Source organism: Variovorax boronicumulans, from assembly GCF_030812215.1.
Taxonomy (GTDB): Bacteria; Pseudomonadota; Gammaproteobacteria; order Burkholderiales; family Burkholderiaceae_C; genus Variovorax; species Variovorax boronicumulans_C.
The window spans coordinates 308823-334930 of the sequence record NZ_JAUSSG010000006.1 but is presented as its reverse complement, the minus strand read 5'-3'; the positions used below and the strand labels follow the sequence as shown (position 1 = coordinate 334930).

29 protein-coding genes are annotated in these 26108 nt (G+C 66.8%); 9 read left to right on the top strand and 20 right to left on the bottom strand.

What is annotated here, in order from left to right; genetic code table 11:
- Window positions 1-11 precede the first annotated feature (11 nt).
- The 5 genes from J2W23_RS18190 to J2W23_RS18170 are packed head-to-tail and all read right to left on the bottom strand — an operon-like array spanning window position 12 to window position 5285.
- The gene (locus tag J2W23_RS18190; RefSeq protein ID WP_307649704.1) at window positions 12-860 is read right to left on the bottom strand and encodes an ABC transporter ATP-binding protein; all 849 of its coding nucleotides are present in this window, start codon (window positions 858-860) and stop codon (window positions 12-14) included.
- The gene (locus tag J2W23_RS18185) at window positions 857-1699 is read right to left on the bottom strand and encodes an ABC transporter ATP-binding protein (protein WP_307649703.1); all 843 of its coding nucleotides are present in this window, start codon (window positions 1697-1699) and stop codon (window positions 857-859) included. The genes J2W23_RS18190 and J2W23_RS18185 overlap by 4 nt, the downstream gene beginning before the upstream one ends.
- Complete coding sequence (locus tag J2W23_RS18180) at window positions 1683-2261, bottom strand: OsmC family protein (protein WP_307649702.1); 579 nt, start codon at window positions 2259-2261, stop codon at window positions 1683-1685. Before J2W23_RS18180 ends, J2W23_RS18185 begins: the two co-directional genes overlap by 17 nt.
- A 13-nt stretch (window positions 2262-2274) precedes the next feature.
- Entirely contained in the window at window positions 2275-4104 is a 1830-nt protein-coding gene (locus J2W23_RS18175; protein WP_307649701.1) for an ABC transporter permease, read from the bottom strand.
- Window positions 4101-5285 carry an ABC transporter substrate-binding protein gene (locus J2W23_RS18170; RefSeq protein WP_307649700.1) on the bottom strand — a complete coding sequence of 395 codons (1185 nt, stop codon included), beginning with the start codon at window positions 5283-5285 and terminating at the stop codon, window positions 4101-4103. The genes J2W23_RS18175 and J2W23_RS18170 overlap by 4 nt, the downstream gene beginning before the upstream one ends.
- A 161-nt stretch (window positions 5286-5446) precedes the next feature.
- Between J2W23_RS18170 and J2W23_RS18165 the strand changes: the two genes are divergently transcribed.
- On the top strand, window positions 5447-6085 hold the full coding sequence (locus tag J2W23_RS18165; protein ID WP_307649699.1) for a GDSL-type esterase/lipase family protein: 639 nt from the start codon (window positions 5447-5449) through the stop codon (window positions 6083-6085).
- 62 nt (window positions 6086-6147) lie between these two features.
- Here J2W23_RS18165 and J2W23_RS18160 read toward each other — a convergent pair whose 3' ends face one another.
- Genes J2W23_RS18160 through J2W23_RS18150 form a run of 3 tightly spaced genes read right to left on the bottom strand, consistent with a single transcriptional unit; the run spans window position 6148 to window position 7622 of the window.
- On the bottom strand, window positions 6148-6498 hold the full coding sequence (locus tag J2W23_RS18160; RefSeq protein ID WP_176661075.1) for a hypothetical protein: 351 nt from the start codon (window positions 6496-6498) through the stop codon (window positions 6148-6150).
- Entirely contained in the window at window positions 6495-7100 is a 606-nt protein-coding gene (locus J2W23_RS18155; protein WP_307649698.1) for a cob(I)yrinic acid a,c-diamide adenosyltransferase, read from the bottom strand. The genes J2W23_RS18160 and J2W23_RS18155 overlap by 4 nt, the downstream gene beginning before the upstream one ends.
- 21 nt (window positions 7101-7121) lie before the next feature.
- Complete coding sequence (locus J2W23_RS18150; protein ID WP_307649697.1) at window positions 7122-7622, bottom strand: DinB family protein; 501 nt, start codon at window positions 7620-7622, stop codon at window positions 7122-7124.
- A gap of 74 nt (window positions 7623-7696) precedes the next feature.
- Between J2W23_RS18150 and J2W23_RS18145 the strand changes: the two genes are divergently transcribed.
- Window positions 7697-9121, top strand: a complete 1425-nt coding sequence (locus J2W23_RS18145; protein WP_307649696.1) for an FAD-binding oxidoreductase — start codon at window positions 7697-7699, stop codon at window positions 9119-9121.
- Between the two features lie 82 nt (window positions 9122-9203).
- On the opposite strand, the gene J2W23_RS18140 is transcribed toward J2W23_RS18145, so the two are convergent.
- The 10 genes from J2W23_RS18140 to J2W23_RS18095 all read right to left on the bottom strand — a co-directional run bounded on the left by J2W23_RS18140 (window position 9204) and on the right by J2W23_RS18095 (window position 17400).
- The gene (locus J2W23_RS18140; protein ID WP_176661079.1) at window positions 9204-10097 is read right to left on the bottom strand and encodes a CsgG/HfaB family protein; all 894 of its coding nucleotides are present in this window, start codon (window positions 10095-10097) and stop codon (window positions 9204-9206) included.
- Window positions 10098-10206: 109 nt separating this feature from the next.
- Window positions 10207-11148: a ParB/RepB/Spo0J family partition protein gene (locus J2W23_RS18135; RefSeq protein ID WP_307649695.1), complete on the bottom strand. Its 942-nt coding sequence runs from the start codon at window positions 11146-11148 to the stop codon at window positions 10207-10209.
- On the bottom strand, window positions 11148-11693 hold the full coding sequence (locus J2W23_RS18130; protein ID WP_307649694.1) for an RBBP9/YdeN family alpha/beta hydrolase: 546 nt from the start codon (window positions 11691-11693) through the stop codon (window positions 11148-11150). The genes J2W23_RS18135 and J2W23_RS18130 overlap by 1 nt, the downstream gene beginning before the upstream one ends.
- Window positions 11694-11735: 42 nt before the next feature.
- Window positions 11736-12650 carry a ParA family protein gene (locus tag J2W23_RS18125; RefSeq protein WP_307649693.1) on the bottom strand — a complete coding sequence of 305 codons (915 nt, stop codon included), beginning with the start codon at window positions 12648-12650 and terminating at the stop codon, window positions 11736-11738.
- An 18-nt stretch (window positions 12651-12668) separates the two neighbouring features.
- Window positions 12669-13283, bottom strand: a complete 615-nt coding sequence (locus J2W23_RS18120; protein WP_307649803.1) for a LysE family transporter — start codon at window positions 13281-13283, stop codon at window positions 12669-12671.
- A 114-nt stretch (window positions 13284-13397) separates the two neighbouring features.
- A complete protein-coding gene (gene rsmG / locus J2W23_RS18115; protein ID WP_307649692.1) occupies window positions 13398-14039 on the bottom strand; it encodes a 16S rRNA (guanine(527)-N(7))-methyltransferase RsmG in 642 nt (213 codons plus the stop codon).
- Entirely contained in the window at window positions 14036-15994 is a 1959-nt protein-coding gene (gene mnmG / locus J2W23_RS18110) for a tRNA uridine-5-carboxymethylaminomethyl(34) synthesis enzyme MnmG (protein WP_307649691.1), read from the bottom strand. Before mnmG ends, rsmG begins: the two co-directional genes overlap by 4 nt.
- Window positions 15995-16169: 175 nt before the next feature.
- Complete coding sequence (locus tag J2W23_RS18105; RefSeq protein ID WP_307649690.1) at window positions 16170-17057, bottom strand: transglutaminase-like domain-containing protein; 888 nt, start codon at window positions 17055-17057, stop codon at window positions 16170-16172.
- 11 nt (window positions 17058-17068) lie between these two features.
- On the bottom strand, window positions 17069-17215 hold the full coding sequence (locus tag J2W23_RS18100) for a hypothetical protein (RefSeq protein ID WP_176661087.1): 147 nt from the start codon (window positions 17213-17215) through the stop codon (window positions 17069-17071).
- Window positions 17215-17400, bottom strand: coding sequence for a DUF1328 family protein (locus J2W23_RS18095; protein WP_013538518.1), 186 nt, complete (start codon window positions 17398-17400; stop codon window positions 17215-17217). Before J2W23_RS18095 ends, J2W23_RS18100 begins: the two co-directional genes overlap by 1 nt.
- A gap of 194 nt (window positions 17401-17594) precedes the next feature.
- Here J2W23_RS18095 and gstA point away from each other — a divergent pair, with 194 nt between their 5' ends.
- From gstA to gloA2, 7 genes are all read left to right on the top strand, one after another.
- Window positions 17595-18203, top strand: a complete 609-nt coding sequence (gene gstA, locus J2W23_RS18090) for a glutathione transferase GstA (RefSeq protein ID WP_307649689.1) — start codon at window positions 17595-17597, stop codon at window positions 18201-18203.
- 145 nt (window positions 18204-18348) lie between these two features.
- Window positions 18349-19131, top strand: coding sequence for an enoyl-CoA hydratase/isomerase family protein (locus tag J2W23_RS18085; RefSeq protein ID WP_307649688.1), 783 nt, complete (start codon window positions 18349-18351; stop codon window positions 19129-19131).
- Window positions 19128-20963: an acyclic terpene utilization AtuA family protein gene (locus tag J2W23_RS18080; RefSeq protein ID WP_307649687.1), complete on the top strand. Its 1836-nt coding sequence runs from the start codon at window positions 19128-19130 to the stop codon at window positions 20961-20963. The genes J2W23_RS18085 and J2W23_RS18080 overlap by 4 nt, the downstream gene beginning before the upstream one ends.
- Window positions 20964-21055: 92 nt before the next feature.
- Window positions 21056-22159, top strand: a complete 1104-nt coding sequence (locus tag J2W23_RS18075) for an alkene reductase (protein ID WP_176661091.1) — start codon at window positions 21056-21058, stop codon at window positions 22157-22159.
- A 62-nt stretch (window positions 22160-22221) separates the two neighbouring features.
- The gene (locus J2W23_RS18070) at window positions 22222-22707 is read left to right on the top strand and encodes a RidA family protein (protein WP_176661092.1); all 486 of its coding nucleotides are present in this window, start codon (window positions 22222-22224) and stop codon (window positions 22705-22707) included.
- Entirely contained in the window at window positions 22704-23171 is a 468-nt protein-coding gene (locus tag J2W23_RS18065; RefSeq protein ID WP_307649686.1) for a GNAT family N-acetyltransferase, read from the top strand. The genes J2W23_RS18070 and J2W23_RS18065 overlap by 4 nt, the downstream gene beginning before the upstream one ends.
- Before the next feature lie 5 nt (window positions 23172-23176).
- Entirely contained in the window at window positions 23177-23926 is a 750-nt protein-coding gene (gloA2, locus tag J2W23_RS18060) for an SMU1112c/YaeR family gloxylase I-like metalloprotein (RefSeq protein ID WP_307649685.1), read from the top strand.
- A 55-nt stretch (window positions 23927-23981) separates the two neighbouring features.
- On the opposite strand, the gene J2W23_RS18055 is transcribed toward gloA2, so the two are convergent.
- Both J2W23_RS18055 and J2W23_RS18050 read right to left on the bottom strand, forming a co-directional pair.
- On the bottom strand, window positions 23982-25361 hold the full coding sequence (locus J2W23_RS18055; RefSeq protein ID WP_307649684.1) for a sensor histidine kinase: 1380 nt from the start codon (window positions 25359-25361) through the stop codon (window positions 23982-23984).
- Window positions 25358-26047, bottom strand: coding sequence for a response regulator transcription factor (locus J2W23_RS18050; RefSeq protein WP_013538509.1), 690 nt, complete (start codon window positions 26045-26047; stop codon window positions 25358-25360). Before J2W23_RS18050 ends, J2W23_RS18055 begins: the two co-directional genes overlap by 4 nt.
- Window positions 26048-26108: the final 61 nt, after the last annotated feature.

Below are 26108 nucleotides of genomic sequence, written 5' to 3'. Positions count from 1 at the left end.
CGTTCGTTGGTTCAGGAGGCGGTGCGGGCAGCGCCCTCGCCGCCGAGGTAGGCATCGCGAATGCGCGCATCGGCCAGCAGCTCGCGCGCCGGCCCCGAGAGCACGATGCGCCCGGTCTGCAGCACGTAGCCGTGATGCGCGATCTGCAGCGCGAGGCTCGCGTTCTGCTCGACCATGAAGACCGAGACGCCCTGGCCGTTGATGCGCGCGATGAGCTCGAGCACCTTGTCGACATACAGCGGCGACAGGCCCATCGTCGGCTCGTCCATGCAGATGAGCTGCGGCCGGCCCATGAGCGCGCGTGCCATCGCCACCATCTGCTGCTCGCCGCCCGAGAGCGTGCCGGCCTGGAACTCGATGCGCTCGGCCACGCGCGGGAACAGCTCGAGCATGCGCTCCAAGTCTTCGGCCACGGCCTTGCGGTCGCTGCGCGCGTAGGCGCCCATCAAGAGGTTCTCGCGCACGCTCATCGCGGGGAACAGCCGGCGCGCCTCGGGCACCGAGCCGATGCCCTTGCGGATGATCTGCGGCGTGCCGAGGCCGAGCATCGATTCGCCATTGAAGTTGACTTCGCCCGAGCGCGGCTTGAGCAGGCCGAGCACGATCTTCATCGTGGTCGACTTGCCGCTTGCGTTGCCGCCGAGCAGGCTCACGATCTGGCCCTTGCGCACTTCGATGTCGAGGTCGAAGTGCGCCTGCACCGGGCCGTAGAAGCTGTTGACCTTGCGAAGCTGGAGCAGCGGCTGCTTCGTGTCGATGGATGCAAGCGGCGCCGTGGCGCGCTCAGGCAATCCTTCGTCGCGGCCTTCGCCCCAGAGCGACGAAGGAGGAAGCCCCGTGCGGGCGACGGTGGCGATCATGCGGGCACCGCCTGTGTCTCTCCGACGTGGCGATGGCCCAGGTACGCCTCGATCACTGCGGGGTCGTTGCGCACTTCGTCGGGCAGGCCTTCGGCGATCTTGTGACCGTCATCCAGCACGGCCACGCGGTCCGACAACTGCATCACGAGGTCCAGCTTGTGCTCAATCAAAAGGATCGTCTGGCCGCGCGACTTGAGGCCGCGAATGATCTCCAGCATTTCCGCCGTTTCGCTCTCGTTCATGCCGGCCGTGGGTTCGTCGAGCAGCAACAGACGCGGCTTGAGTGCGAGCGCACGTGCGATCTCGACGCGGCGGCGATTGGCATACGAGAGGCTGTACGCGGGATGGTCGATGCGCGGTGCGAGCCGTTCGCCGAAGAGCGCGATGATCTCGAGCGCGTCCTGGCGCAGCGCCTCTTCTTCGCGCCGCACGGCGGAAGGCTGCACCAGCGCGAGGGCCAGTTCGGCCAGCGCACCCAGGCCCGGCACGCCGCCGACGCGCGGTTTCACGGCGCGCAGGCGCGTGTGCGCGCCGACCAGCACGTTATCGAGCACCGAGAGATTCGCGAACACGCGGCCATGCTGGAAGGTGCGCGCGAGGCCACGTTGTGCGAGCTGCTGCGCAGGCAGGCCGGTGATGTCCTGTCCGTCGAACAGCACCAGCCCGCCATCGGGGCGGTCGAGGCCGGTCACGAGATTGAAGAGCGTGGTCTTCCCTGCTCCGTTCGGCCCGATCACGCTCAGCAGCTCGCCCTCGCCCACCTGCAGGTCGACCGCGTTCACCGCAGTCAACCCGCCGAAGCGGCGCGTGAGGCCCTGGATCTCAAGCAGCGATGGCATCGCCCGCTTCCCGTGGCGCGTTCGCCGCTTCCGCCTTGGAATTGACGAGCTTCACCTCGGCGCGAATCGTCTGCGGATTGCGCAGCAGGTTGAGGATCGGGCAGTTGCGCTCCACCGCTTCGAACAACGCGTCGATCTCTTCGCGGCTCGCGGGCGAATCGATGTGCACCGTGTAGCCGATCTCGTGCGGCCAGATCGGCGTCTTCTCGTAGCCGGGCTTGCCGCCGCGCGGATCGATGAGGCCGGTCACTTCGACCTCGAGGCTTTCGAGCGGCACCTGCCGTTCTGCTGCCTGGATCAGGAAGATGTGCGTGACGCAGGTGCCAAGCACGCCGAGCTGCAGCTCGGGCGAACTGGGGCCCAGGTTGTAGCCCGCGAAATCGGGCGGGCTGTCGCTGATGACCTGGTGCTCGCGGATGCGCAGGCGCCGCACGCCGCTGCGGCCCTCGGCCTTCACGCTCGCCTTGAGTTGCACGGGCTGCGCGGTGCCCGCTTCGACGGCGGCATTGCGTGCCAGCACGGCAGCGCGCTTCTCGGCGAGGTAGTCGTTCAAGTGGCTCATGGTGTTTGGTCTTTCAGACAGTGCCCAGCAGACCTTGCGGGCGAAAGCGGATCAAAAGAAGCAGCGCACCGCCGTAGATCAGCATCCGGTACTCGGCCGTCACGCGGAACAGCTCCGGCAGGCTCACGAGCGCGACCGCGCCGAGCAATGCGCCGCTGATGTTTCCGAGCCCGCCGAGGATCACCATCGTGAGCGCGAGGATCGAGATCTGCGAGCCGAAGGTCTCGTGGTTGATGTACGAGTACATGTGCGCGGTGAAGGCGCCGCTCACGCCCGCCGCGAAGCCGCCGAAGCCGAAGGCCAGCGCCTTGTAACGATCGGGGCTCACGCCGTAGGCGCGGGCGGCCACCTCGTCCTCGCGCACGGCGCGGAAGGTGCGACCCAGGTGCGAGCGCAACAGGCGCCACTGCAGCAGGGCCAGCAGCACCATCGCGCCGAACGACGCCCAGTAGATCGCTTCGTTCGACGACGCATCGCGACCGAACAGCGAGAGCGGCGGAATGCCCGAGACGCCGATGGGCCCGCGCGTGAGGCTTTCCCAGTTGAGGATGGTGAGCGCCACGATCTCGCCGATGCCCAGCGTGGCGATCGACACGTAGTGGCCGCGCAAGCGGAACGCCGGAAAGATCAGCGCGGTGCCGATCAGCGAAGTGAGGATGCCCGCGAGCACGATGCCCGTGCCCACCGGCAGGTGCAGGTCGAGCACCAGCAGCGACGACGCATACGCGCCGATGGCCAGCAGCCCCGCATGGCCGAGCGAGATCTGCCCAATGGTGCCCGCGACCAGCGTGAGGCTCAGCGCGAGCGCGGCATAGAGCCACGCATTGGTGAGCGTCTGCAGGAGATACGGCGATGGATCGAAAAACGGCAGCGCGACCGCCGCGGCGAAGAGCGCGAGCAACAACCTGCGCGGCACATGCCACGGCTTGCTCGGCGCGATGAAGGTGCCGGTCAGCGGCTCGGGCGGCAGCGCGCGCTTGCGGCCGAAAAGGCCGTTCGGCTTCCACACGAGGATGACCAGCAGCAGCGCGAACGCGAAGAGGTTGCGGTAGGGCGTGCCGAGGATCGCCACGCCATAGCTCTCGATCAGCCCCAGCAGCAGGCTGCCGACGATGGCGCCCGGCACATTGCCCACGCCACCGACGACAGTGGCCACCACGCCCTTGAGCGTCGCCTGGAAGCTCATCGCCGGGCTGATGTTGTTGTAGTACATGCCCACCAGCAGGCCCGAGAGCCCGCCCAGCGCGGCGGCGATGGCGAATACGGTCTGGTTCACGCGGTCGACGTCCACGCCCATCTGCTGCGCCGCATCGCGGTCCTGCGCGGTGGCGCGCACGGCCCAGCCGAGCTTCGTGAAACGCAGGAAGACGAACAGCACCGCCGCACTTGCGATGCCGATGCCCGCGATCAAGAGGTCGAGCGCGCCGATGGTGCCGGTGCCGATCTTGAGGCGCCAGTCAGGCAGCTGCGTGGGCAGCGAGCGCGGATCGGGGCTGAAGACCAGCTGCACGAGGATGTCGAGCACGAAGCTGATGCCGATGGTGGCCAGCAGCGGCGCAATGCGCGCCGCGCCCTGCAGCGGCCGCAGCCCCACGCGCTCGATCAACATGCCCAACGCACCCGAGCCCAGCACCACCAGCGCGATGGTCACGGGCAGCGGCGTATGCAGGTACGTGATGCTCGCCCAGCCGATGTATGCGCCGACGGTGTAGACCGAGCCGTGCGCGAAGTTGATGAGATGCGAAACCCCGAAGATCAGCGCGAGCCCGACCGCCAGCAACGCATAGATGTTGCCGATGATCAGGCCGTTGACCGTGTAGTCGAAGAACGAGGTGAAGCTCATTTGGCCAGCGCCACCGCCCCTGCCTTCTCGTCGATCTGCGCCCACTTGCCGTCCTTGACCACCAGGTTCACGCTCTTCACGCCGATCACGCGGCGCGTCTGCGCGTCGAAGCTGGCCTTGCCGAAGATGACGCTGGGCACGTCCTTGATCTTGTAGAACGCATCGCGCACGGCCTTGCGGTCGGCCTTCGGGCCGGCCTGGCGCAGCGCGGCGGCGGCGTACACCACGGCGTCGTAGGCGTAGGCGTTGAAGGCGTCGGGCTCCTTGCTGTACCTGGCGCGGAAGCTTTTCACGAACTCCTGCACCTCGGCGCGCGGCTCCTCGGGGAAGAAGGCGGTGTTGGTGTGGATGCCGTTCACAGCCGCACCGCCGAGCTCGATGAACTTCGGCGAGTACACCGAGCCCACGGCCGCGATCGGTTGCTTGAGCCCCACGCTGCGCACCTGGCCCGCGATGAGCGCGCCGTCGGGGTAGTAGGAAATCAGCACCAGCCCGTCGGGGTTGGCATCGCGCACGCGTACCAGCGTCGAGCGGAAGTCCTTCTCGTCGGGCTGGTAGCCCTCAGCGATGGCGAGCTGCGCACCGCGCTCCTGCGCGGCCTTCACGAGCACGTCCTTGCTGGTGCGGCCCCAGTCGGTGTTGAGGTAGAGCACCGCGATGCGCTTGAAGCCCAGCGTCTTCACCGCAAGGTCGGCCAGCAGCGGCTGCGCATCGGCCTGGCTGATCGACGGGCTCCAGATGTAGTCGCCGCCCTTGGTGAAGTCAGGGTGCGAGTTGGTGAAGCCCAGTTGCACGAGACCTGCGCGCTGGTAGATCGGCGAGGCGGCCATCGAGGCGGGGCTCGAGAAGTCGCCGAGCTCGATGAGCACGCGCTTGTCGTTCACCAGCTTCTGCGCGATGGCCACCGACTGGCGCGGATCGCTCTGGCTGTCTTCGAAGCTGTAGGCGAGCGGCCGGCCGTGAATGCCGCCCTGTGCGTTGATGTGTTCGAGCGCGAGGTCGAAGCCCGCCTTCCACTGCGCGCCGTACTGCGCGTTCTGCCCGGTGAGCGGGCCGCTCACGCCGAACCACACCGGCTCGCCGGCAGCGGGCGCGGCAAGGGCCGCGAAGGGCGTGGCCAGCAACACAGCGGAGAGTGCGACCACATGGCGCAGAAAACGATGGCGATTGAGCAGCGGCATGTGCATGGAGTACCCGGTGATGAATGAACGTGCAGGGCAACGATTCTTCGCCGCGGCCCCCAGTCGGGGAACGAACAAAAACGGAGAGGCTTATGCACTTTCCGAGCAAGCAAAGGGTCAATGCCGGCGGGCGCGCCGCCCGCGTTTAAGCTGCGCGCTCCATGAAGCGACGACACCTCCTCCACCTGATGTGCGGCGTGCCGGCCGCGGCTGTCCTGGCCGCCTGCGGCAAGCGCAAGTCCTCCGCCGCTGCGCTCAAATCCGATGCCCGCGTGCTGGCCATCGGCGACAGCCTCACCTTCGGCTACGGCGCATCGCCGGACGCGTCCTGGCCCGTGAAGCTGGGCGAGATCACCGGCTGGCAGGTCGAGAACGCGGGCGTCAACGGCGACACCTCGGCCGGCGCATTGCAGCGCCTGCCGTCGCTGCTGGCTGCGGGCAGCTACGACGCGATCCTGATCGGCATCGGCGGCAACGACATGCTGCGCGGCGTGTCGGCCTCGGCCACCCGCGACAACATCGCGGCGCTCGTGAAAGAGGCGCGCGAACATACGCCGCATGTCGCGCTGCTGGCCACGCCTGCGCCCGACGCGATGCGCGCGTTCGTCGGCTCGCTCAGCGACGCGCCGTTCTACGAAGAAGTCGCGAAGTCGGGACAGGCGCTGCTCGTCGCCAATGTGTATTCGAGCGTGCTGTCGAATGCGTCGCTGCGCTCCGACCGCATCCACGCCAATGCAGAGGGCTACGCGAAGGTCGCGCAGCTCCTTGCGGACCAGCTCAAGGCCGCGGGCTGGCGCTGACGAGGCTCAGGCGACGGCCTGCAGCAGGTCGACCCAGGCTTCGCCCTGAATAAGACAAGCCGTCAGGGCGCGCTGCCTTGTGGCCCCACAGGCGGCGGGGCGGCACGGCCACTCGAACCTGGCGCCAGCTTGCGCCCGAAGGCCTCGCCCACATTGCGCACCGGACGGCTGGCGCGGGCCGACACGTTGTTGACGCCACGTCGCGTCGCGTCTTCCGCGCGGTCGATGCCGCGCCCGGCGGCGTTGGTTCCACGCTGCACACCGCTCACCACCTTGCTGTTTCGCGGCGGCGGCTTGAGCGTGTGCGCGCGCTCTGCCTTGGGTGGGTTGTCTGCGCTCTGCGCGTGGACGGCTGCAGTCGGCAGCAAGAGGAACGCTGCTGCGAGCACAAAGGTATGGGTAGGCATCTTCATGACGGGCTTCCTTCTTCGTCGTTGGCTTCAGCAGCATGGGCGGCTGCGGCACGCGCCATGCGCTCGCTCTTCCAGTACACGTCGTCTCCGCCATCCATGCGGTTGAGCACGCGCGCGAGCACGAAGAGCAGGTCGCTGAGCCGGTTGAGATATTGGCGCAATGCGTCGTTGAGTTCCGCAGTGGCACCGAGCGCCACCACCGCGCGCTCGGCGCGCCGCGCCACGGTGCGGCACACATGCGCGAGCGAGGCGGCGCGCGTGCCGGCCGGCAGGATGAATTCGGCCAGGCGCGGCAAGGCGGCGTTGTGGTCGGCCAGTGCGTTGTCCAGCTGCAGCAGCGCTTCGGGCTTGAGCAGCGTGAAACCGGGCATCGAGAGTTCGCCACCGAGGTTGAAGAGCTGATGCTGCACATCGACCAGCAGCTCGCGCACGGCCTCGGGCATGGGCTCGCACAGCAGCACGCCGATCTGCGAGTTGAGTTCGTCCACGTCGCCCATCGCGTGCACGCGCAGATGGTCCTTGGGCACGCGGGTGTTGTCGCCGAGGCCTGTGGTGCCGTCGTCGCCGGTGCGGGTGGCGATCTGGGAAAGTCGGTTGCCCATGGGTGCTCCTCTGTCCTTTGTTTATGCGGGGACCGTCGATGCGTCGATCTTGCCGGCCAGCCATTGCAGACCCGCCAGATGCTGCTGGTCGTGGCTGCAGAGGTAGTGGATGAGGCTGCGCATCGTGAGCGGGCCGTAGCCTTCGAAGACGGCTGTGCGAGCCAGTTGCGCATCGGTCAGGCCCGAGACGATCTCCATCGTCTGCACGCGTGCGAGTCGGAAATCGGCCAGCACCTGCTTTGCATCGGCAGCGCCGTAGTTGCGTTCGATGGCAAGCGGTTCGCTGTCGATCGAGGCCAGCGTCGGGCGGTTCTCGGTGAGGGTGCGCCTCAAGCGCACGTGGTAGCCCTCGATCTCGATGTCGCGCACATGGCAGAGTTGCTCGATGGCAGTGAAGGCCTCGCTGGGCACGCCCTCCCACGAGGGGGGCGCCCAGTGCCTGAAGGCCTCGGGAATGGCTGCGTAGTGGGCCTCCAGTTGCGAGGGGAAGGCCGCGAGGGCGCTGAGGGTCGTGGGGTTCATCATTTTTTCCGAAGCGCATTATGGTGCTCGCTCCGTAAAATGACCGATCCCCCTCACCCGTCAGGAGACTCCCGATGAACGCCCCGACCCAAACCTCGCACCTGATGCCGGAGCTTCATCTGCGCGACGTCCCGGCCAGCCTGATCGACGGGCTCAAGGCCCGCTTCGGCGCCAACTGTTCCACGGCGATGGCGGTGCGCACGCAGCACGGGCGCGACGAGTCCTCGTTCGATGCGCCACCACCCTCGGCCGTGGTGTTTGCCGAGAGCACGCAGGACGTGGCCGATGCCGTCAAGCTCGCGAGCGAGCACAGCGTGCCGGTCATTCCCTTCGGCGTCGGCTCCTCGCTCGAAGGTCACCTCCTGGCGGTGCAGGGCGGCATCAGCATCGACGTGTCGCGCATGAACAAGGTGCTGTCGATCAACGCCGACGACCTCACGGTGACGGTGCAGCCCGGCGTCACGCGCAAGCAGCTCAACGAAGAGATCAAGAGCACGGGCCTGTTCTTCCCCATCGATCCGGGCGCGGACGCCTCCATCGGCGGCATGACGGCCACGCGCGCGAGCGGCACGAACGCGGTGCGCTACGGCACCATGCGCGAGAACGTGCTGGCGCTCGAAGTGGTGACGGCCGCGGGTGAAGTCATCCGCACCGGCACGCGCGCGAAGAAGTCGTCGGCGGGCTACGACCTCACGCGCCTCATGGTCGGCAGCGAAGGCACGCTGGGCGTGGTCACCGAAGTCACGCTGCGCATCTACCCGCTGCCCGAAGCCGTGTCGGCCGCGATCTGCTCGTTCCCGAGCATCGAGGCCGCGGTGCGCACCACCATCGAGACGATCCAGCTCGGCGTGCCGATCGCGCGCGTGGAACTGATCGACGTGAACACAGTGCGCATGGTGAACGCCTACGCCAAGCTCGACCTGCGCGAAGAGCCGATGCTGCTGATGGAATTCCACGGTTCGCCCGCCGGCGTGAAGGAACAGGCCGAGACGGTGCAGGAGCTCGCGAGCGGCCACGGCGGCAACGCCTTCGAATGGGCCAGCACGCCGGAAGAACGCACGCGGCTCTGGACCGCGCGGCACAACAGCTACTTCGCGGCGGTGCAGTCGCGCCCGGGCTGCCGCGTGATTTCCACCGACACCTGCGTGCCGATCTCGCGCCTGGCCGATTGCCTGCTCGACTCGGTGGCCGAAGCGGATGCGAGCGGCATCCCCTACTTCCTCGTCGGCCACGTGGGCGACGGCAATTTCCACTTCGGTTATCTGCTGGACCCGAACATTCCCGAAGAGCGCGTAAAGGCCGAGGAGCTCAACCACAAGCTGGTGACCCGCGCGCTGGCGCTCGAAGGCACCTGCACCGGCGAGCACGGCGTGGGGCTGCACAAGATGGACTTCCTCGTCACCGAGGCGGGTGTCGGCGCGATCGACATGATGCGCACGATCAAGCGTGCGCTCGATCCGAAGAACATCATGAATCCCGGCAAGATCTTCAGCCTCTGATCGATCCCGATCGCATGTAAAAAGCCCGGCGGCTCGCAAGAGCCCCGGGCTTTTTCATGGCCCGAAGGCCAGCGTTTCTTGCTTACTTGCGGCGGCGTGCCGGTGCCTGTTCCGGCGGCACATAGGTCTGTGACGGTGCAGCACCGCCATCCACGCCCAGACGACCGCCACCGCCGAGGCCCTGGCCGCGCACGGTCTGCGCCTTGTAGTTGCGCAGCGAACGAACCATCTGGTTGAAGGCGTCCATGAAAGCAGCGGCAATCACCTTGCCCTGCGCCGTGTTGGTGTAGCCGCCGAGGCCGCCCGCGCCGCTGCGGCCGGCCAGTCCACCGAAGGCGCCGAAGTCGGTCTTGGAGGCGCTGCCTTCGGAGGCTGCGACCTGCACGCCCGAGCGGTTGTCGATGAGGGTCAGGAGCGCGCTGGCTTCCTTGGTCTGCATGCTGCCGCCGATGGCTGCGAGCGCGCGGCCACGGCCGCCGCCCACGAGGCCGCCGAGCGCGCCGCCGATGCCGCCGGCATCGCTGTTGCTGAACACGATCTCGGGGGACAGGCCGTAGTCGGAGGCGACCATCTGGCCGCGGCCGAAGTTGCTGCCGCCGCGCATTTCACCCGACTGCTGCAGTGCGCGCTCGCGCGTCATGGCGTTCATGCCGGCCGCACCGCGCTCGACCACGATGAAGCAGTTCGACTGCTGCACCAGCAAACGCAACAGATTTGCAGTAGGCGGCAGGCGGTATTCGCCGGTGAGGATGGTGTACCAGCCCGCGCTCTGGTTCTCGATCAGCGAGACCGTGCCGAGCGGCGATTCGCAGCGCTCGAGCTGGCTGCTCTCGCCGGCGGTGGAGGAGCCCGCGGCGCTGCCGGTGGCCATGGTCTTGGCCGACTGGCTGCCCATTTGCATGTCGGTGGTCGCGCAACCGGTCAGGAGAAGAGCGCCCACGGCAATGGCCGCAAGCGGAAATTTGGTGAACTTCATGAGCAGGCTCCCTCGTATTTCAGAGACATTGGTTAACAAATCCAGCAGGAGGATACGCGTAAAGGATTGCAGTTATCAATCGGACGAACGACACGCCCCGATTTCAAAACTAGGCCGTTCGGCGGATGCGATCGATCAATCCGTTGAGCGCTTCGATCGAGCCGAAATGGATCGCCAGCTCGCCGCTTTCGCCGCGTTTCGTGCGCTTCTTGATGCGAACCTCGACCTCGGCGGTGAGCAGGTCGGCCAGCTCTTCTTCCACGCGCTGCAGGTCACGCGACTTCTCCCCGGCGTTGCCGCGACGGGACGGCGTCAAGGTGAACTCGGCCGCGAGCTTCTTCACCAGCGCCTCGGCCTCGCGCACGGACATCTTCTTGGCGGCAATCTGGTTGGCTGCGGTGATCTGCGTGCCGCGATCCAGCGAGAGCAGCGCGCGGGCGTGGCCCATGTCGATGTCGCCGGCCATCAGCATCTGCTGCGCGGGTTCAGCCAGGTTCAGCAGGCGCAGCAGGTTGCTGGCTGCGCTGCGCGAGCGGCCGACGGCCTGGGCCGCCATTTCGTGAGTGAGCCCAAACTCGGCGACCAGACGTTGCAGGCCTTGGGCCTCTTCAAGCGGGTTCAAGTCTTCGCGCTGGATGTTCTCGATCAGCGACATGGCTGCCGCAGCCTCGTTGGGCACGTCGCGCACCAGCACTGGCACGCTGTCCAGGCCCGCGAGCTTGGCGGCGCGGAAGCGCCGTTCGCCCGCGATGATTTCGTATTCGGCGTTCTTGGCGGCCGCCGATTCGGCATCGAGCCGGCGCACCAGGATCGGCTGCATGATGCCCTGCACCTTGATGCTCTCGGCCAGCTCGTAGAGCGCACCTTCGTCCATGCGGGTGCGCGGCTGGTAGACGCCGGCCACCATCTGGTCGAGCATCAGCGTGGTCGGGTTCGGCGGCGCGGCGCCCTCGTCCGTTCCCGAATTGCCATGGTCGGCAGCGGGCGCGGCCGTCGGGCCGAGCAGCGCTTCGAGTCCGCGGCCGAGGCCCTTGGGTTTCTTGGTCGCCATCAGTTCTTGTCTTTCGAAATGTCGTTCAGGAGTTGCCGGCCCTCGGGCCAGTCGCCCAAGCCGGATTCGGCGTTCAGGTGACCGCCCTTGCCGGCGTCGACGAAGCGTGCGCCCCAGTCCTGGGCCAGTTGCTGCGAGCGCGAAGCCTCACAGTAAGGGTCGTCGTTGGCGGCGATCAGCACCGCCGGGAACGGCAGCGGCTGGCGCACGATCGGTGCCCAGCCGGGAATCAGCTGGCGCAAATCGTCGCGCTCCAGGTCGCCGGGCGCCACCAGCAATGCGCCGCGCACCTTGTGCGTGTTGCGCGAATGCGCGGCCCAGGCGGCGACGAGGATGCAGCCGAGGCTGTGCGCGGCGAAAGCCACCGGACCGGGAGCCGCCAGCACTTCTTCCTCGAGCCGTGCGGACCAGTCGCCGCGCAGCGGTCGCATCCATTCATGCTGATCGACGCGGCGATCGCCATGGATCGACTCCCAAATGGTCTGCCAATGGCCGGGGCCACTGTTCTGCCAACCCGGCAGCAACAGGATGCGGGAAACTGTCATTTGCTACGAACTTGATAGCACCATGCCGATTCGGGGCAGGTGTCAGAGGCTCTTTTCGGGGGCGGAGTCGGATACGGGCGCGGGGGCCAGCACGTCTTCGGGAATGGCGAGATCAGGCGCGATGCGATCGACCGGGGCAATCGGCGGCGCGACAGCACCGGAAGCGAAAGCGCTCGCGGGCGGCAGCTTCTCGACCAGCTCCTGCGCAAAGGCGATAAAAGCCTGGCTGCCTCGGGCCGCCGGATCGAACACCACGCCCGGCAGGCCGTAGCTCGGCGCCTCGGCAAGTCGCACATTGCGCGGGATCACCGTGTCGAACACCTTGTCGCCGAAGTGGGACTTCAGCTGCTCGCTCACCTGCTGCTGCAGCGTGATGCGCGGATCGAACATCACGCGCAGCAGGCCGATGATCTGCAGGTTCTTGTTGAGGTTGGCATGCACCTGCTTGATGGTGTTGACCAGGTCGGTCAGCCCTTCGAGCGCGAAGTACTCGCACTGCATCGGCACGATCACGCCGTGGGCGGCACACAACCCGTTGAGCGTGAGCAGGCTCAGGCTCGGCGGGCAGTCGATCAGCACGAAGTCATACTCGGCGCCGACGGCGGCGAGCGCGGTGCGAAGGCGCTTTTCGCGGCGGTCGAGCGCCACCATTTCCACTTCGGCGCCGGCCAGTTCGCGGTTGGCGCCCAGCACGTCGTAGCCGCAACCGCCTTCCACCAGCTTGTCGGCCTTGACGCGCGCCTCGGCAACGGAAGCCGATTCGAGCAGCACGTCGTACACGGTCAGCTCCAGCTCGCGCTTGTCGATGCCTGAACCCATGGTCGCATTGCCCTGGGGATCGAGGTCGATCATCAGCACCCGCTGCCCCACCTTGGCCAGTCCGGCCGCGAGGTTGACGGTGGTGGTGGTCTTGCCGACGCCGCCCTTTTGGTTGGCAATACAGAAAATCTTGGCCATGTCAGTTCAGAAGATCGGTCAGCGCGAGATCGCGAGCTTGACGCCAAAGGCGATCAGGAAAACGCCGGCCAGCTTTTCGAGCGTGCCGGAAATGCGGCGATTGGCCCGGATGCGCTCGGCCAGGAAGTGCGTGAGCAGCGTCGAGGTCAGGCCGTAGAGGAAGGTCAATGCCGCGATCGTCACTGCCATCGCACCGAAAGTGATCAGACCTTGATGCCGCGCCGGATCGACGAACAGCGGGAAGAACGCCATATAGAACACGATGGCCTTCGGGTTCAGCAAGGTGATCATGAATGCCTGGCGGAAAAAGTGGCCCGGCTTGATGTTGAGGATCGGCGCCGAACCCGGCTTGGCGAGCAGCATCTTGAAGCCGAGCCACGCCAGGTAGGCAGCGCCCAGCCATTGCACCGCCTTGAACGCGGCCGGATAAGCAGCCAGAACCGCCGACACGCCAGCCACCGCAGCCCACAAAAGGCATTGATCGCCGACGATCACGCCCGTGGTCGCGGCCAACCCACCGCGAATTCCGCCTTTGCTGGTCGAGGTGATCAGCGCGAGATTGCCCGGACCGGGAATCAGGAGGAACAGGATGATGGCGGCGACAAAAGCGCCGTAGTCAGCGATGCCAAACATGGAATTTGCCTCGAAGAAGAGAGCCAAGGGGAGGCGTCGAGTCTAAGCGAGGCCGGCGCGCGGAGGGCCGTTCGGCCAGCGGCTTTTGCCGGCGGCGGCGCATCTTTTACGGGATCAGACGGGCTCTTCGCGTGCCCAGACGATGCAGCGCTCGGCATCGAGGCCCGGAACCGTCAGTTGTTCCACGTGAAACACAGCCACTTCTGGCGGCAGAACGGCAAGCTCGTCGCTGGGCATCTTGCCCTTCATGGCAAGCCAGACACCATCCGCTGCCAGCAGATGCTTCGAGCCATTGAAGAAATCCGGCAGCGAAGCGAAGGCGCGCGAGCTGATGACGTTGTAGCTACCTTCCAGCAATTCGACTCGCGCATGCAATCCACGGAGATTGGGCAACTCCAGTTCAGCTGCCACCTGTTGGACGAAGGCGGCTTTCTTGGCGACCGCGTCCAGGCAACTCACGTCGATGTCCGGACGCATGATCGCGATGATCACGCCGGGCAAGCCAGCACCCGAACCCACATCGAGCAACCTGCCCTGCTCCGGATATTGGCGCTGCAGCGGTGCGATCACCGCGAGGCTGTCGAGCAGATGGTGCGTCATCACGCCTGCCGGATCGCGCACCGCCGTCAGGTTGTAGACCTTGTTCCACTTGAGCATCAGCGTGCCGTAGGCCAGCAACTGCTCGCCCTGCCGGTCGGACAGGGCGACGCCGAGCGCTGCCGCGCCAGTGCGCAGCGTATCGATCGGCGCGCTCATTCGGCGGACTGCGGCTCGGTGGCTGCTTCCGTGGCGGCGTCACGGGCGAAGGCTTTGTGGCCGCCCTTGCGCAGATGGATCATCAGGAGCGAGATGGCTGCGGGCGTCACGCCGGAGATGCGCGAGGCAAGCCCCAAGGTTTCTGGCCGGTGCTTGTCCAGCTTCTGGCGCACTTCAAAGCTCAGCGCTTTGACCTGTCCGTAGTCGAAATCAGCCGGCAAGCGCAGGTTCTCGAAGTGAGCGGCGCGCTCCACTTCGTCATGCTGACGTTCGATGTAGCCGGAGTACTTGGCCGAGATCTCGATCTGCTCGATCTCGGTTTCGCTCAAGGCCGAGCTGGCGCTGTACTTCCCGCCGTCCAGCGACATCAGCGTTTCGTAGTTCACATCGGGCCGACGCAGCAGGTCAGCCAGGTTGTATTCGTGCTCGATGGCCTTGCCGAGCACACGCTCGGACTCCGCCGCCGGTAGGTTGCGCGGATTCACCCAGATCGACTTGAGCCGCTCTGTTTCACGTGAAACAGCGTCGCGCTTTCGACTGAACGCATCCCAGCGCGCATCGTCCACCAGGCCCAGCTTGCGCCCTGCTTCGGTCAGGCGCATGTCGGCGTTGTCCTCGCGCAGCTGCAGGCGGAACTCGGCGCGGCTGGTGAACATGCGGTACGGCTCGGTCACGCCCTTGGTGATCAGGTCGTCGACCAGCACGCCCAGGTAGGCCTCGTCGCGGCGCGGCAGCCAGGCGTCTTCGCCACGGCATTGCAGTGCGGCATTGATGCCGGCGAACAATCCTTGAGCGGCCGCCTCTTCGTAGCCGGTCGTGCCGTTGATCTGTCCGGCAAAGAACAGGCCCTTGACCGAGCGCGTCTCGAAGCTGCTCTTGAGTTCACGCGGATCGAAGTAGTCGTACTCGATCGCATAGCCCGGCCGCAGGATGTGGGCGTTTTCCAGCCCCTGCATCGAGCGCACGAGCTGGTACTGGATGTCGAACGGCAGGCTGGTCGAGATTCCGTTCGGGTAGTACTCGTTGGTCGTCAGGCCTTCGGGCTCGAGAAAGATCTGGTGGCTTTCCTTGTCGGCGAAGCGGTTGATCTTGTCTTCCACGCTCGGGCAGTAGCGCGGACCGACGCCGTCGATCTTCCCGGTGAACATCGGGCTGCGGTCGAAACCCGAGCGAATGATGTCGTGCGTGCGTGCGTTGGTGTGGGTGATCCAGCAAGCCATTTGCCGCGGATGCATGTCGGTGCGGCCCATGAAGCTGAACACCGGCATCGGCCCTGCCCCGCCCGGCATGCCGTCGCCGGGCTGCTCGGTGCACTTTGAAAAATCGATGCTGCGGCCATCGAGCCGCGGCGGCGTACCGGTCTTGAGGCGGCCCTGCGGCAGCTTCAGTTCCTTGAGCCGCGCCGACAGGCTGATGGCCGGCGGATCGCCCGCGCGCCCGGCCTGGTAGTTGTCGAGGCCCACATGGATGCGGCCATCGAGAAAAGTGCCCGCGGTCAGCACCACGGTGCGTGCGCGGAAAGCAATGCCCACCTGCGTCACGGCGCCGACCACGCGATCACCCTCCACCATCAGGTCATCGACCGCTTGCTGGAACAGGCTCAGATTCGGCTGGTTTTCCAGACGATGGCGGATCGCGGCCTTGTACAGCACGCGGTCGGCCTGGGCGCGGGTCGCACGCACGGCCGGGCCCTTGCTCGAATTGAGAATGCGGAACTGGATGCCGGCTTCATCGGTGGCAATCGCCATCGCGCCACCGAGCGCATCCACCTCTTTCACGAGATGCCCCTTGCCGATGCCACCGATCGACGGGTTGCAGCTCATCTGTCCCAGCGTCTCGATGTTGTGGGAGAGCAGCAGCGTCTTGGCGCCCATGCGCGCGGCGGCGAGCGCGGCTTCGGTGCCGGCATGGCCACCGCCGACGACGATCACATCGAATTCTTCGGGGTACAGCATTTGAAAGAGGGGCGCACTACTGAGACGCGTGCGCTGCGCAAAAGGGGCGCCAATTTTAATCGGCGGCACCGTCTTGCGCCTGTTGTGTGGGCAAGCTAGAGGCCGATGCCAAACCGCTCAATTCGCCCGTGAATGCTGGGTCTTTTGCTATGTATTTAATAGCAAACTATTGTTATCAGCCGCCAGTTTCCGCCAATTGCGACACCGGCACCGGCTTTTCGATACCCACCAGCGTACCGCTCGGCGCCGGCGCAGCCGGCGGCGCAACGCTTTCGTCCTGCAGCTCCCGCACCACGAGTTTCTTGTCCGTCATGCGCACCGCGCCGAAGATCGTGCAGAACGCCACGTCCTTCGCATCGCGCCCCGTGCCCACCCGAACCAGCCGGTCGACCGGTGCCATGCGCGTCGGATCGAACAGCACCCACTGCCCGCCGAGCCAGGCTTCGAACACCGCGTGGAAATCCTGCGGCGGCTCATCGAACCACACATAGCCCACCACCAGCCGCGCCGGAATGTTGAGCGCGCGGCAGAAGGTGATGCCCAGGTGCGCGAAGTCGCGGCACACGCCCGCGCGTTCCACGAACACTTCGCGCGCGGTCGTGGTCGAGTCGGTGCTGCCGGGCTCGTAGGCGATGCTTTCATGAATCCAGTCGACGATCGCCTGCACGCGGCCGATGCCCGGCGGCAGTTCGCCGAAGAGCTGCTGCGCGCAGCGAGACATCAGGTCCGACTCGCAATAGCGCGTCGGCATCATGTAGTGCAGCACCTCGTCGGGCACTTCGTTGACCGGCACCTCGCAGAGGTCTGGCGGCACGTGGACGTGCGAGCGCTGCACCGTCGCCCTGTAGCCGATCTTCAGCGGCCCCGGCTTCGCATCGAAGCGAATGAAGCGATTGCCGCTGCCTTCGTCGCAGAAAACCTGCATCTCGGTCGGCGGTTCGATGGTCAATGTTTCTTCGACCACGGCCTGGGCGCCGGCGCGTGCGGCTTCGATGTTGAGCAGCATGTGCGCGGGCGCAGTGACCTCGTAGTCGAGTTGCGCGTCGATCTGGGAGATGTGCATGAGAAGCTTCTTCAGGCCCGTCGTCGTCGCGAGCGGTATTCAGGCAATTGCCAATGCGCCTGCGTCACGAGCAACACCCGCACCACGCGGTGCGCGGGGCTCTGCAGCAGCATGTCGAGCGACCGCGCCTGCGGCCACTTCGTCTTCGGACGCTGCATCAGTCCAGCGCCTTTTTCACCGCGCCCACGCCCAGCGCGGCGAGCACCACGAACAGCACGGCCAAAACGAGGAACAGGCCGAACAGCAACTTGGCGATACCGGCCGCTCCCGCAGCCACGCCACCGAAGCCGAGCAGGCCGGCCACCAGGGAGATGACCGCAAAAATGATCGCGTACTTCAACATCCGAAACTCCTTGCAGCAGGCCTCGCCCACCGTGCGGGGGAGCTTAGAAAGCGCGCTTCGCCCCCTTGATAGTCACCGGCCCCAAGCCACCGTAGGACAAAAACGCGATGCCGCCAAACCCGCTAGCATCCCCGGCGGTTTCCCATAAAGATCAACCTCGCCATCCACATCCATTTCCCTTGGAGTCATTTCGAATGAAGCTGTATTACTCGCCCGGTGCCTGTTCCCTTTCTCCCCACATCGCGCTGCACGAAGCGGGCCTCGCCTTCGAACCGGTGATGGCCAGCACCAAGAGCCACAAGCTGCAGGACGGCACCGACTACTACGGCATCAACCCGCTGGGCTACGTGCCAATGCTCGAACTGGACGACGGCACGCGCCTGCGCGAAGGCCCGGCCATCGTGCAATACATCGCCGACCTTGCACCCACCAAGAACCTCGCGCCCTCCGCCGGCACGCTGCAACGCTACCGCCTGCAGGAGTGGCTCACCTTCATCGGCACCGAGATCCACAAGGGCTACAGCCCGCTGTTCAACCCCAACATGCCCGAAGAAGCCAAGACCATCTTCAAGGACAAGCTCAAGTCGCGCTACGAATGGCTCGACGGCCAGCTCGCCGACAAGCAGTACCTGATGGGCGAGCACTTCAGCGTGGCCGACGGCTACCTGTTCACCGTGACCAACTGGACCAAGCCGACCGGCGTGGACATCTCGGCCTTCGCCAACGTGCAGGCCTGGCATGCACGCGTGGCCGCCCGTCCGGCGGTGCAGGAAGCAATGAAGGCCGAAGGCCTGCTGAAGTAAACCGAAGCACACAGAAGCAGCGAAGCGGCCGGGCCCTCTACGGGAAAACCCGGGCCGCTTCAGCCACAAGCCGCACGATGCGGCTTTTTTTTCGCGTCACGCTACGGGCAGCAACTCCAGAAGACCACCGAAGGAACCCAGCGCCATGGCCAAAACCCCTCCCACCGCCGAACTGCGCGAAGAGATGCGCGGGCCCGTCATGTGGCTCACCATCGACCGCCAGGAGCGGCGCAATGCGATCAACGCCGCCGTGCTCGCCGGCCTGTCCGATGCGCTGGCACGCGCCAACGCCGACGCGGCAGTGCGCGCCGTCGTCATCACCGGCACCGGCACGCGTGCCTTCTGCGCCGGCGCCGACCTGCAGAGCGGCACCTCCTTCAAGTTCGACTACGCCGAGCCCTACCAGGGCTTTGCCAACCTCTTCCGCCAGGCACGCCAGTCGACCGTGCCGCTCATCGCGCGCGTGAACGGCGCCTGCATGGCGGGCGGCATGGGGATCATGGCGATGTGCGACATGGCGGTGGCGAGCAACAGCGCCGTGTTCGGCCTGCCCGAGGTGAAGGTCGGCCTCTTTCCCGCGCAGGTGCTCAGCGTGCTCGACGGCCTGCTGCCGCGCCGCGTGCTGGCCGAGATGTGCATCACCGGCGAGCCCATCACCGCGGCAGAGGCATTCAAGCTCGGACTGATCAACCACACGAGCGACGACGTGGACGAGAGCGTCGCGTGGCTGCTCGGCCGCATGCTCGACAAGTCGCCCGCCGCCATCCGCCGCGGCCTCTACACGATGAAGAAGATCGAGGCGATGGCCTTCGAGGAATCGATGGCGTTCACCGAAAGCCAGATCGGCCTCTTCGCGCTCACCGAAGATGCGGCCGAAGGCCAGCTCGCCTTCCGCGAGAAGCGCAAGCCGCAATGGAGCGGCCGATGAGCAGCAGCAACACCGGCATCGACAACGAACGCATCGTCCGCATCGGCGGCGCCTCGGGCTTCTGGGGCGACAGCAGCGTGGGCGCGCCGCAGCTCGTGGCCAGCGGGCAGATCGACTACCTCGTGTTCGACTACCTCGCCGAACTCACCATGTCGATCCTCGCGGGCGCGCGACTCAAGAAGCCGGAGCTGGGCTATGCGACCGACTTCGTTTCGGTCGCGATGAAGTCGGTGCTCAAGGACGTCGTGAAACAGGGCATTCGCGTGGTGAGCAACGCGGGCGGCGTGAATCCGCAAGGCTGCGCCGATGCGTTGGCCGCGCTCGCGAAAGAGCAAGGCATCGAACTGAAGATCGCGGTGGTGAGCGGCGACGACGTGTCCGCACTGCTGCCACAACTGCGCCAGGCGCAGCCGCCCGTGCGCGAACTGCAGAGCGGCGCCGCGCTGCCCGAACGCGTGCTCACCGCCAACGCATACCTTGGCGCGCAGCCCATCCAGGCGGCGCTCGATGCGGGCGCGCAGGTCGTCATCACCGGCCGCTGCGTCGACTCGGCCGTGACGCTCGGCGTGCTGATGCATGAGTTCAAGTGGCAGCCCGGCGACCACGACCTGCTTGCAGCGGGCAGCCTCGCGGGCCACATCATCGAATGCGGCTGCCAGGCCACCGGCGGCCTGCACACCGACTGGGACAGCGTGCCCGACTGGCCTCACATCGGCTACCCGATCGTCGAATGCGGCGCCGACGGCAGCTTCGTCGTCACCAAGCCCGCGGGCACCGGCGGCAAGCTCGTGCCCGCGGTGGTCGGCGAGCAGATGCTCTATGAAATCGGCGATCCGGCGGCCTACCTGCTGCCCGACGTGACGGCCGACTTCACGCAGGTGCGCATCGAACAGGCCGGCGAGCACCGCGTGCGCGTGCACGGCGCGCGCGGCCGCGCACCGACCGCGAGCTACAAGGTCAGCGCCACGCATGTCGATGGCTTCAAGACCGCGGCGCAGCTCACCATCGTGGGCTTCGATGCGGCCGCGAAGGCGCGGCGCACGGGCGAAGCGATCCTTGCGCGCACCGGCGAACTCTTCGCGCAGCTCGGCTTCGGCCCCTACAGCGCCACGCACATCGAGACGCTCGGTGCGGAGTCCTGCTACGGCCCGCATGCGAATGCACAGGTGCTGCAGGCGCGCGAGGTGGTGCTCCGGCTCGCGGTGACGCATCCGCGCAAGGAAGCGCTCGAATTGTTCGCGCGCGAGGTGGCGCCGGCCGGCACCTCGTGGTCTCCAGGCACCACGGGCGCGGGCGGCGGGCGGGCTTCGGTGTCGCCGTCGATCCGGCAGTACGCCTTCCTGCTCGACAAGTCGCTGGTGGAGGCGAGCGTGAGCATCGAAGGGCAACGCATCGATGTGCCGCGCACGCTTGCGCCCGCAGCGGCCGACATGCCCGCGCCCCGGCCCGCCAGCGCCTCGCAACACCAAACGGCACCCGAGACCACAGGCACCGTCGACGTGCCCCTCATTCGCCTCGCCTGGGCCCGCAGCGGCGACAAGGGCGACATCTCGAACATCGGTGTCATCGCGCGCCACCCCGCCCTGCTGCCGCTGCTGCGCGACCAACTCACCGAAGCGCGCGTGGCCGAGTGGCTCGCGCACCTGGTCAAGGGCCGCGTCACGCGCCACGAGGTGCCCGGCATCGATGCCTTCAACTTCGTCTGCGAAGAAGCGCTGGGCGGCGGCGGCATGGCGTCGCTGCGCAACGACCCGCTGGGCAAGGGCATGGGGCAGATCCTGCTCGCGGTGCCGGTGCGCGTGAGCACCGCGCTGCTGGCCCTTCTGTCCTGAGGGTACTAGCACCAATCGGGACAACCGTGTGACAGCAGGGTTGAGGCCGGGCGCTTAGCCTTGCGCCTCTCTGTTTCAACCCCTCTTTCACGATGACCACCCTTTTCGACCCCGTACAGGCCGGCGACCTGAAGCTCGCCAACCGCATCGTGATGGCGCCGCTGACGCGCAATCGCTCGCCCAACGCCGTGCCGCCCGAGATGGCCGCCACCTACTACGCCCAGCGCGCCACCGCCGGCCTGCTGATCACCGAGGCCACCGCCATCAGCCACCAGGGCCAGGGCTATTCCGATGTGCCCGGCCTCTATGGCACCGAACAGCTCGATTCTTGGAAGCGCGTGACCGAAGCGGTGCATGCCAAGGGCGGAAAGATCGTCGTGCAGCTCTGGCACGTGGGCCGCGTCTCGCACACCGAACTGCAACCCGATGGCGGAAAGCCCGTCGCTCCCTCGGCCATCACCGCCAAGACCAAGACCGTGCTCATCAAGGACGGCGTGCCGACCTTCGTGGAAACCTCCGAGCCGCGCGCGCTCGACGCCGGTGAACTGCCGGGCATCGTCCACGCCTATGCGGTCGCGGCACGCAGCGCGGTGGAAACCGCCGGCTTCGACGGCGTCGAAGTGCACGGCGCCAACGGCTACCTGCTCGACCAGTTCCTGAAGAACGGCAGCAACAAGCGCACCGACGACTACGGCGGCTCCATCGAGAACCGCGCACGCCTCCTGCTCGAAGTCACACGCGCCGTGGTCGATGCCGTCGGCGGCGGCAAGACCGGCATCCGCCTGTCGCCCGTCACGCCCGCCAACGACGTGCACGACAGCGACCCGCAGCCGCTCTTCACCTATGTGGTGAAACAGCTTGCTCAACTGAACCTCGCCTATATCCACATCATCGAAGGCGCCACCGGCGGCCCGCGCGAGATCGAGGACCGCCCCTTCGACTACGAAGCCCTCAAGGCCGCGTACCGCCAGGCCGGCGGCAAGGGCGCATGGATGGTCAACAACGGCTACGACAAGCCGCTGGCCGACGAAGCCGTGAAGGAAGGCGACGACCTCGTGGCCTTCGGCAAGCCCTTCATTTCCAACCCCGACCTCGTGCGGCGCCTGCGCGAGAACGCACCGCTGAACGAGCTCGACAAGGCCACCATGTACGGCGGTGGCGCCAAGGGCTACACGGACTACCCGGCACTGGGCTGATCCACGGGGGGCCGTGGCAAGATGCGGCGGACTTTTCGTGTCCGCCACAGGAGAGAAACGCCATGGCCCGCATCGAGCAACGACTGGCCGCACTCGGCCTCGTTCTTCCCCCGACAGTGACGCCGCCGCCTGGCGTCGTGTTGCCCTTCCAGTTCGTGCGGCTCATCGGCCACCGCGCGATCGTCTCGGGCCACGGCCCGCTCAATGCCGACGGCACCATCGCCGCGCCGCTCGGCAAGTTGGGCCGCGAGGTGACCGTCGAGCAGGGCTATGCATCGGCACGCCTCACGGCCCTCGCGATGCTCGGCAGCCTGCAACGTGCCCTCGGCGATCTTGATCGCATCACCGCCTGGACACGCGTGTTCGGCATGGTCGCCTCGGCGCCCGGCTTCGACAAGCAACCCGCGGTGATCAACGGCTTCTCGGACCTCATCCTCGAACTCTTCGGACCCGACATCGGCGCACACGCGCGCAGCGCCGTGGGCATGGCAGAGCTGCCGTTCAACATCCCGGTCGAGATCGAGGGCGAGGTGGAGTTCAGCGCGTGAACCAGGGCACCGCGTGGACCCTCCGGCGCGCCAATGCGAGCGATGCGGCATCGGTCGCCGCCTGCGCCATCGAGGCCTTCCGCCACTACATCCCGCGCCTCGGCCTCACGCCGATTCCGATGACCAAGGACTACGGCGCCGCCATCGCGAACGCACAGGTCTGGGTCGCCACGCAGCAGGACGAAGTCATTGCGGCGCTGGTGCTCGATGTCACCGACGAAGGCTTCCTGGTCGACGTGATCGCGGTGCGGCCCGAACACCAGGGCACCGGCGTCGGCCGCGCGCTGCTGGAACTGGCGGAGCGCGAGGCATTGCGGCAAGGCCACGACTCGATCCATCTCTTCTCCAACGAGAAGATGACCGAGAACCGCGCGCTCTACGAACGCATCGGCTACGTCGAATACAAGCGCCTCGCCTTGGCAGAGCGCACCCGCGTCTTCCTGCGCAAGCTCTTGAAGAAGTGACCGCCATGCAGCTCGCCCGCATTCACCACGTCGCCATCATCTGCGCCGACTACGCACGCTCGAAGCGCTTCTACACCGAGGTGCTCGGCCTGCGCATCGTTGCCGAGAACTACCGCGCCGCGCGCGCTTCGTACAAGCTCGATCTGGCGCTGCCCGACGGCTCGCAGATCGAGCTGTTCTCGTTTCCCGAAGCACCCGCACGCCCCACGCGGCCCGAGGCGCAGGGGCTGCGACACCTGTCCTTCGAAGTGCACGACGTGCAGGCCGCAGCCGATGAACTCGCGGCACAAGGCATCGCGGTCGAGCCGCTGCGTGTCGACGAGTACACGGGCCGGCGCTTCACCTTCTTCGCCGATCCCGACGGTCTTCCGCTCGAGCTCTACGAGGCCGCGCCGGCCGACAACCTCGACGCGCTGCTGCTGAAGCTCGAAGGCGCGCTGCATCTGCGCGAGGTGCGAGCGAATGCTGCGCAGCTCGAAGAACTGCTCGACGACGACTTCCGCGAGCTTGGTGTGTCGGGCACGGAATGGACGCGACCCGCGATCATCGACGCGCTGCGCGACGAAGCCTTCTCGGAGCGAACGATCTCGGAATTCCGCGTGCAGCGCATGGCGCCCGACATCGCGCTGGTCACCTACCGCGCGCACCGTGCCGCGATACCGGAGCGCCCCGCAGCCGATTCGCTTCGCAGTTCACTGTGGCGACTGCGGCGTGGCAAATGGCGCATGGCGTTCCACCAGGGCACACCGCTGTAGCCGGCTTTTCTCCCCTCCCCTTCCCTTCCTGGGGAGGAGAAGGCGCAAGACAGGCCTACACCGCCTCGCCGAACGCCACGCTCACACGCAAGCCCATGGGCTCGGCCGCTTCGAGCCGCAACTCGGCACCCAGCAACTCCGCATAACGCGACACGATCGACAGCCCCAGCCCCGAGCCCTGTCCCAGCTTCTGCCCGGCAGGGCCCTGTGCCCACCGCTGCATCAGGTCGCGCTGCGCCTCGAGCGGGATGCCGGGTCCATCGTCGATCACGCTCAGCGTGCGCCCTGCAAGCTCCACCGTGATCGTGCGGCCGCCATAGCGCAGCGCGTTGTCGATCAGGTTGTCCAGGATGCCTTCGACCAATGCTTCGTTCGCCATCACGACCACGCCGTCGTCCAGCCCGCGCGCACCGAGGTCCACGCCCCGCGCATCCGCACGCGCGAGATGCCGCAGCACGGTCTGCTCGGCCAGTACATCGAGGCGCACCGGCTCGCGGGCGAGGCTCGTGCGCGCCTCCTCGGCCAGCGCGAGTGCGAGCAACTGGTCGATCAGGTGGCTCGCGCGCGCCTGGCGCTCCGACACGCGCTCCAGTTGCTCGCGCCAGACGGTCGTGTCGTGCTGCGCGAGGCCGTACTCGGCCAGCGCGCGGATGCCCGCGAGCGGCGTGCGCAGCTCGTGTGCCACGTTGCCCACGAACTCGCGCTGCGCCTGCACGCTGTGGCCCAGCCGCTCGAACAGCGAATTGACCGCATTGCCCAAACGCTGCAGTTCGCGCGAGGTCTGCGCCACTGCCACCGGGGACAGATCGCGCACGTCGCGCCGGTCGAGCGCACGCTGCAGGTCGCCGAGCGGGCGCAGGTCGCTGCGAATGCCATGCCAGAGCCACACGGCCAGCAGCACCAGGAGCAGGATCTGCGGCGCCAGTGCAAAGCCGAGCAGTTGCCGCACGAGCGCGGTGCGGCTCAGCGTGGTCTGCGCAATCACCACGCGGTAAGGCATGGAGATGCCGGGCTCGGCGTCGTGCTCGAGCGTCACCGCGCGCATCGGCTTGCCCTGGTAGGTCACGTCGGAGAAACGGTAGCGCGCGCCGCTCACGGGCAGCGGCGCCTGCAATTCCGATTCGCCCGAAATCAGCGTGCCGTCGAGCCGCTGCACCGAGAAGTGGACCGTGTCGATCTGGTCGAAAAGCACCGTGGCCACTTCGCGCGGCGTGAGCAGCAACTCGATGCCACGTTCCCCCGCCTGCACGTTGGCCGACAGCGCATAGGCATCGTCGAGCATGCCGCGGTCGAAGGCCTGTTCGGAAAAGTAGTTGGCGATGACCAGCGCGATCACCGCGCCGAGCATCCACGTGAGTGCCAGCGGCACCAGCACATTGCGCAGGACCCGCCGCGTGAGCGACGGCGCGATCGGGGCAACGGTGTTGTCCGTCACACCTCGGCTTCGAGCAGGTAGCCGATGCCGCGCAGCGTGCGGATGCTCGCACCGGTGCCCAGCAACTTCTTGCGCAGCCGCGAGATGAAGGCTTCGAGCGCGTTGTCGCCCAGCGACTCGTCGAAGCTGGAGAGCTTGTCGGACAGCGCCCGCTTGCTGACCGTGCGACCGGGCGGGCTCATCAGTTCCCACAGCACCTCGAACTCGCGCGCGGGCAGATCGAGCGGGCCGCCCGCGGTGGAGAAGCGGCGCGCCTTGCGGTCGAGCTTGAGCTGGCCGAGCAGCACGATGTCTTCGGTGCCCTTCGCGCGTCGCACCAGCGCACGCAGGCGCGCTTCGACTTCGGCGAGATCGAAGGGCTTGCCCAGGTAATCGTCGGCACCTGCATCCAGGCCTGCAATGCGCTCCTCGGTGCGGCCGCGCGCGGTGAGCACGAGCACCGGTGTGCGGTCGCCACGCGCGCGTGCCTGTCGCAGTGCGGTGAGGCCGCTCGCAAGACCGCTCGTGGGGCTTGCCGTCGCCGGCAGGTTGAGGTCGAGCAGCACCGCATCGAAGGGTTGCACGCGCCAGAGGTGGTCGGCGTCTTCGACGTTGGTCGACACGTCGACCCGATGGCCCGCGTCCGCCAGGCTGCGCAGCATCACATCGCGCAGGACGGCGTCATCTTCGACAAGCAGGATTCGCATGGTGGTTGGGGGTGTGGAAGTGTGAAGGGTTGCTGAATGGATGGGTCAGGGGCCGGTCAGT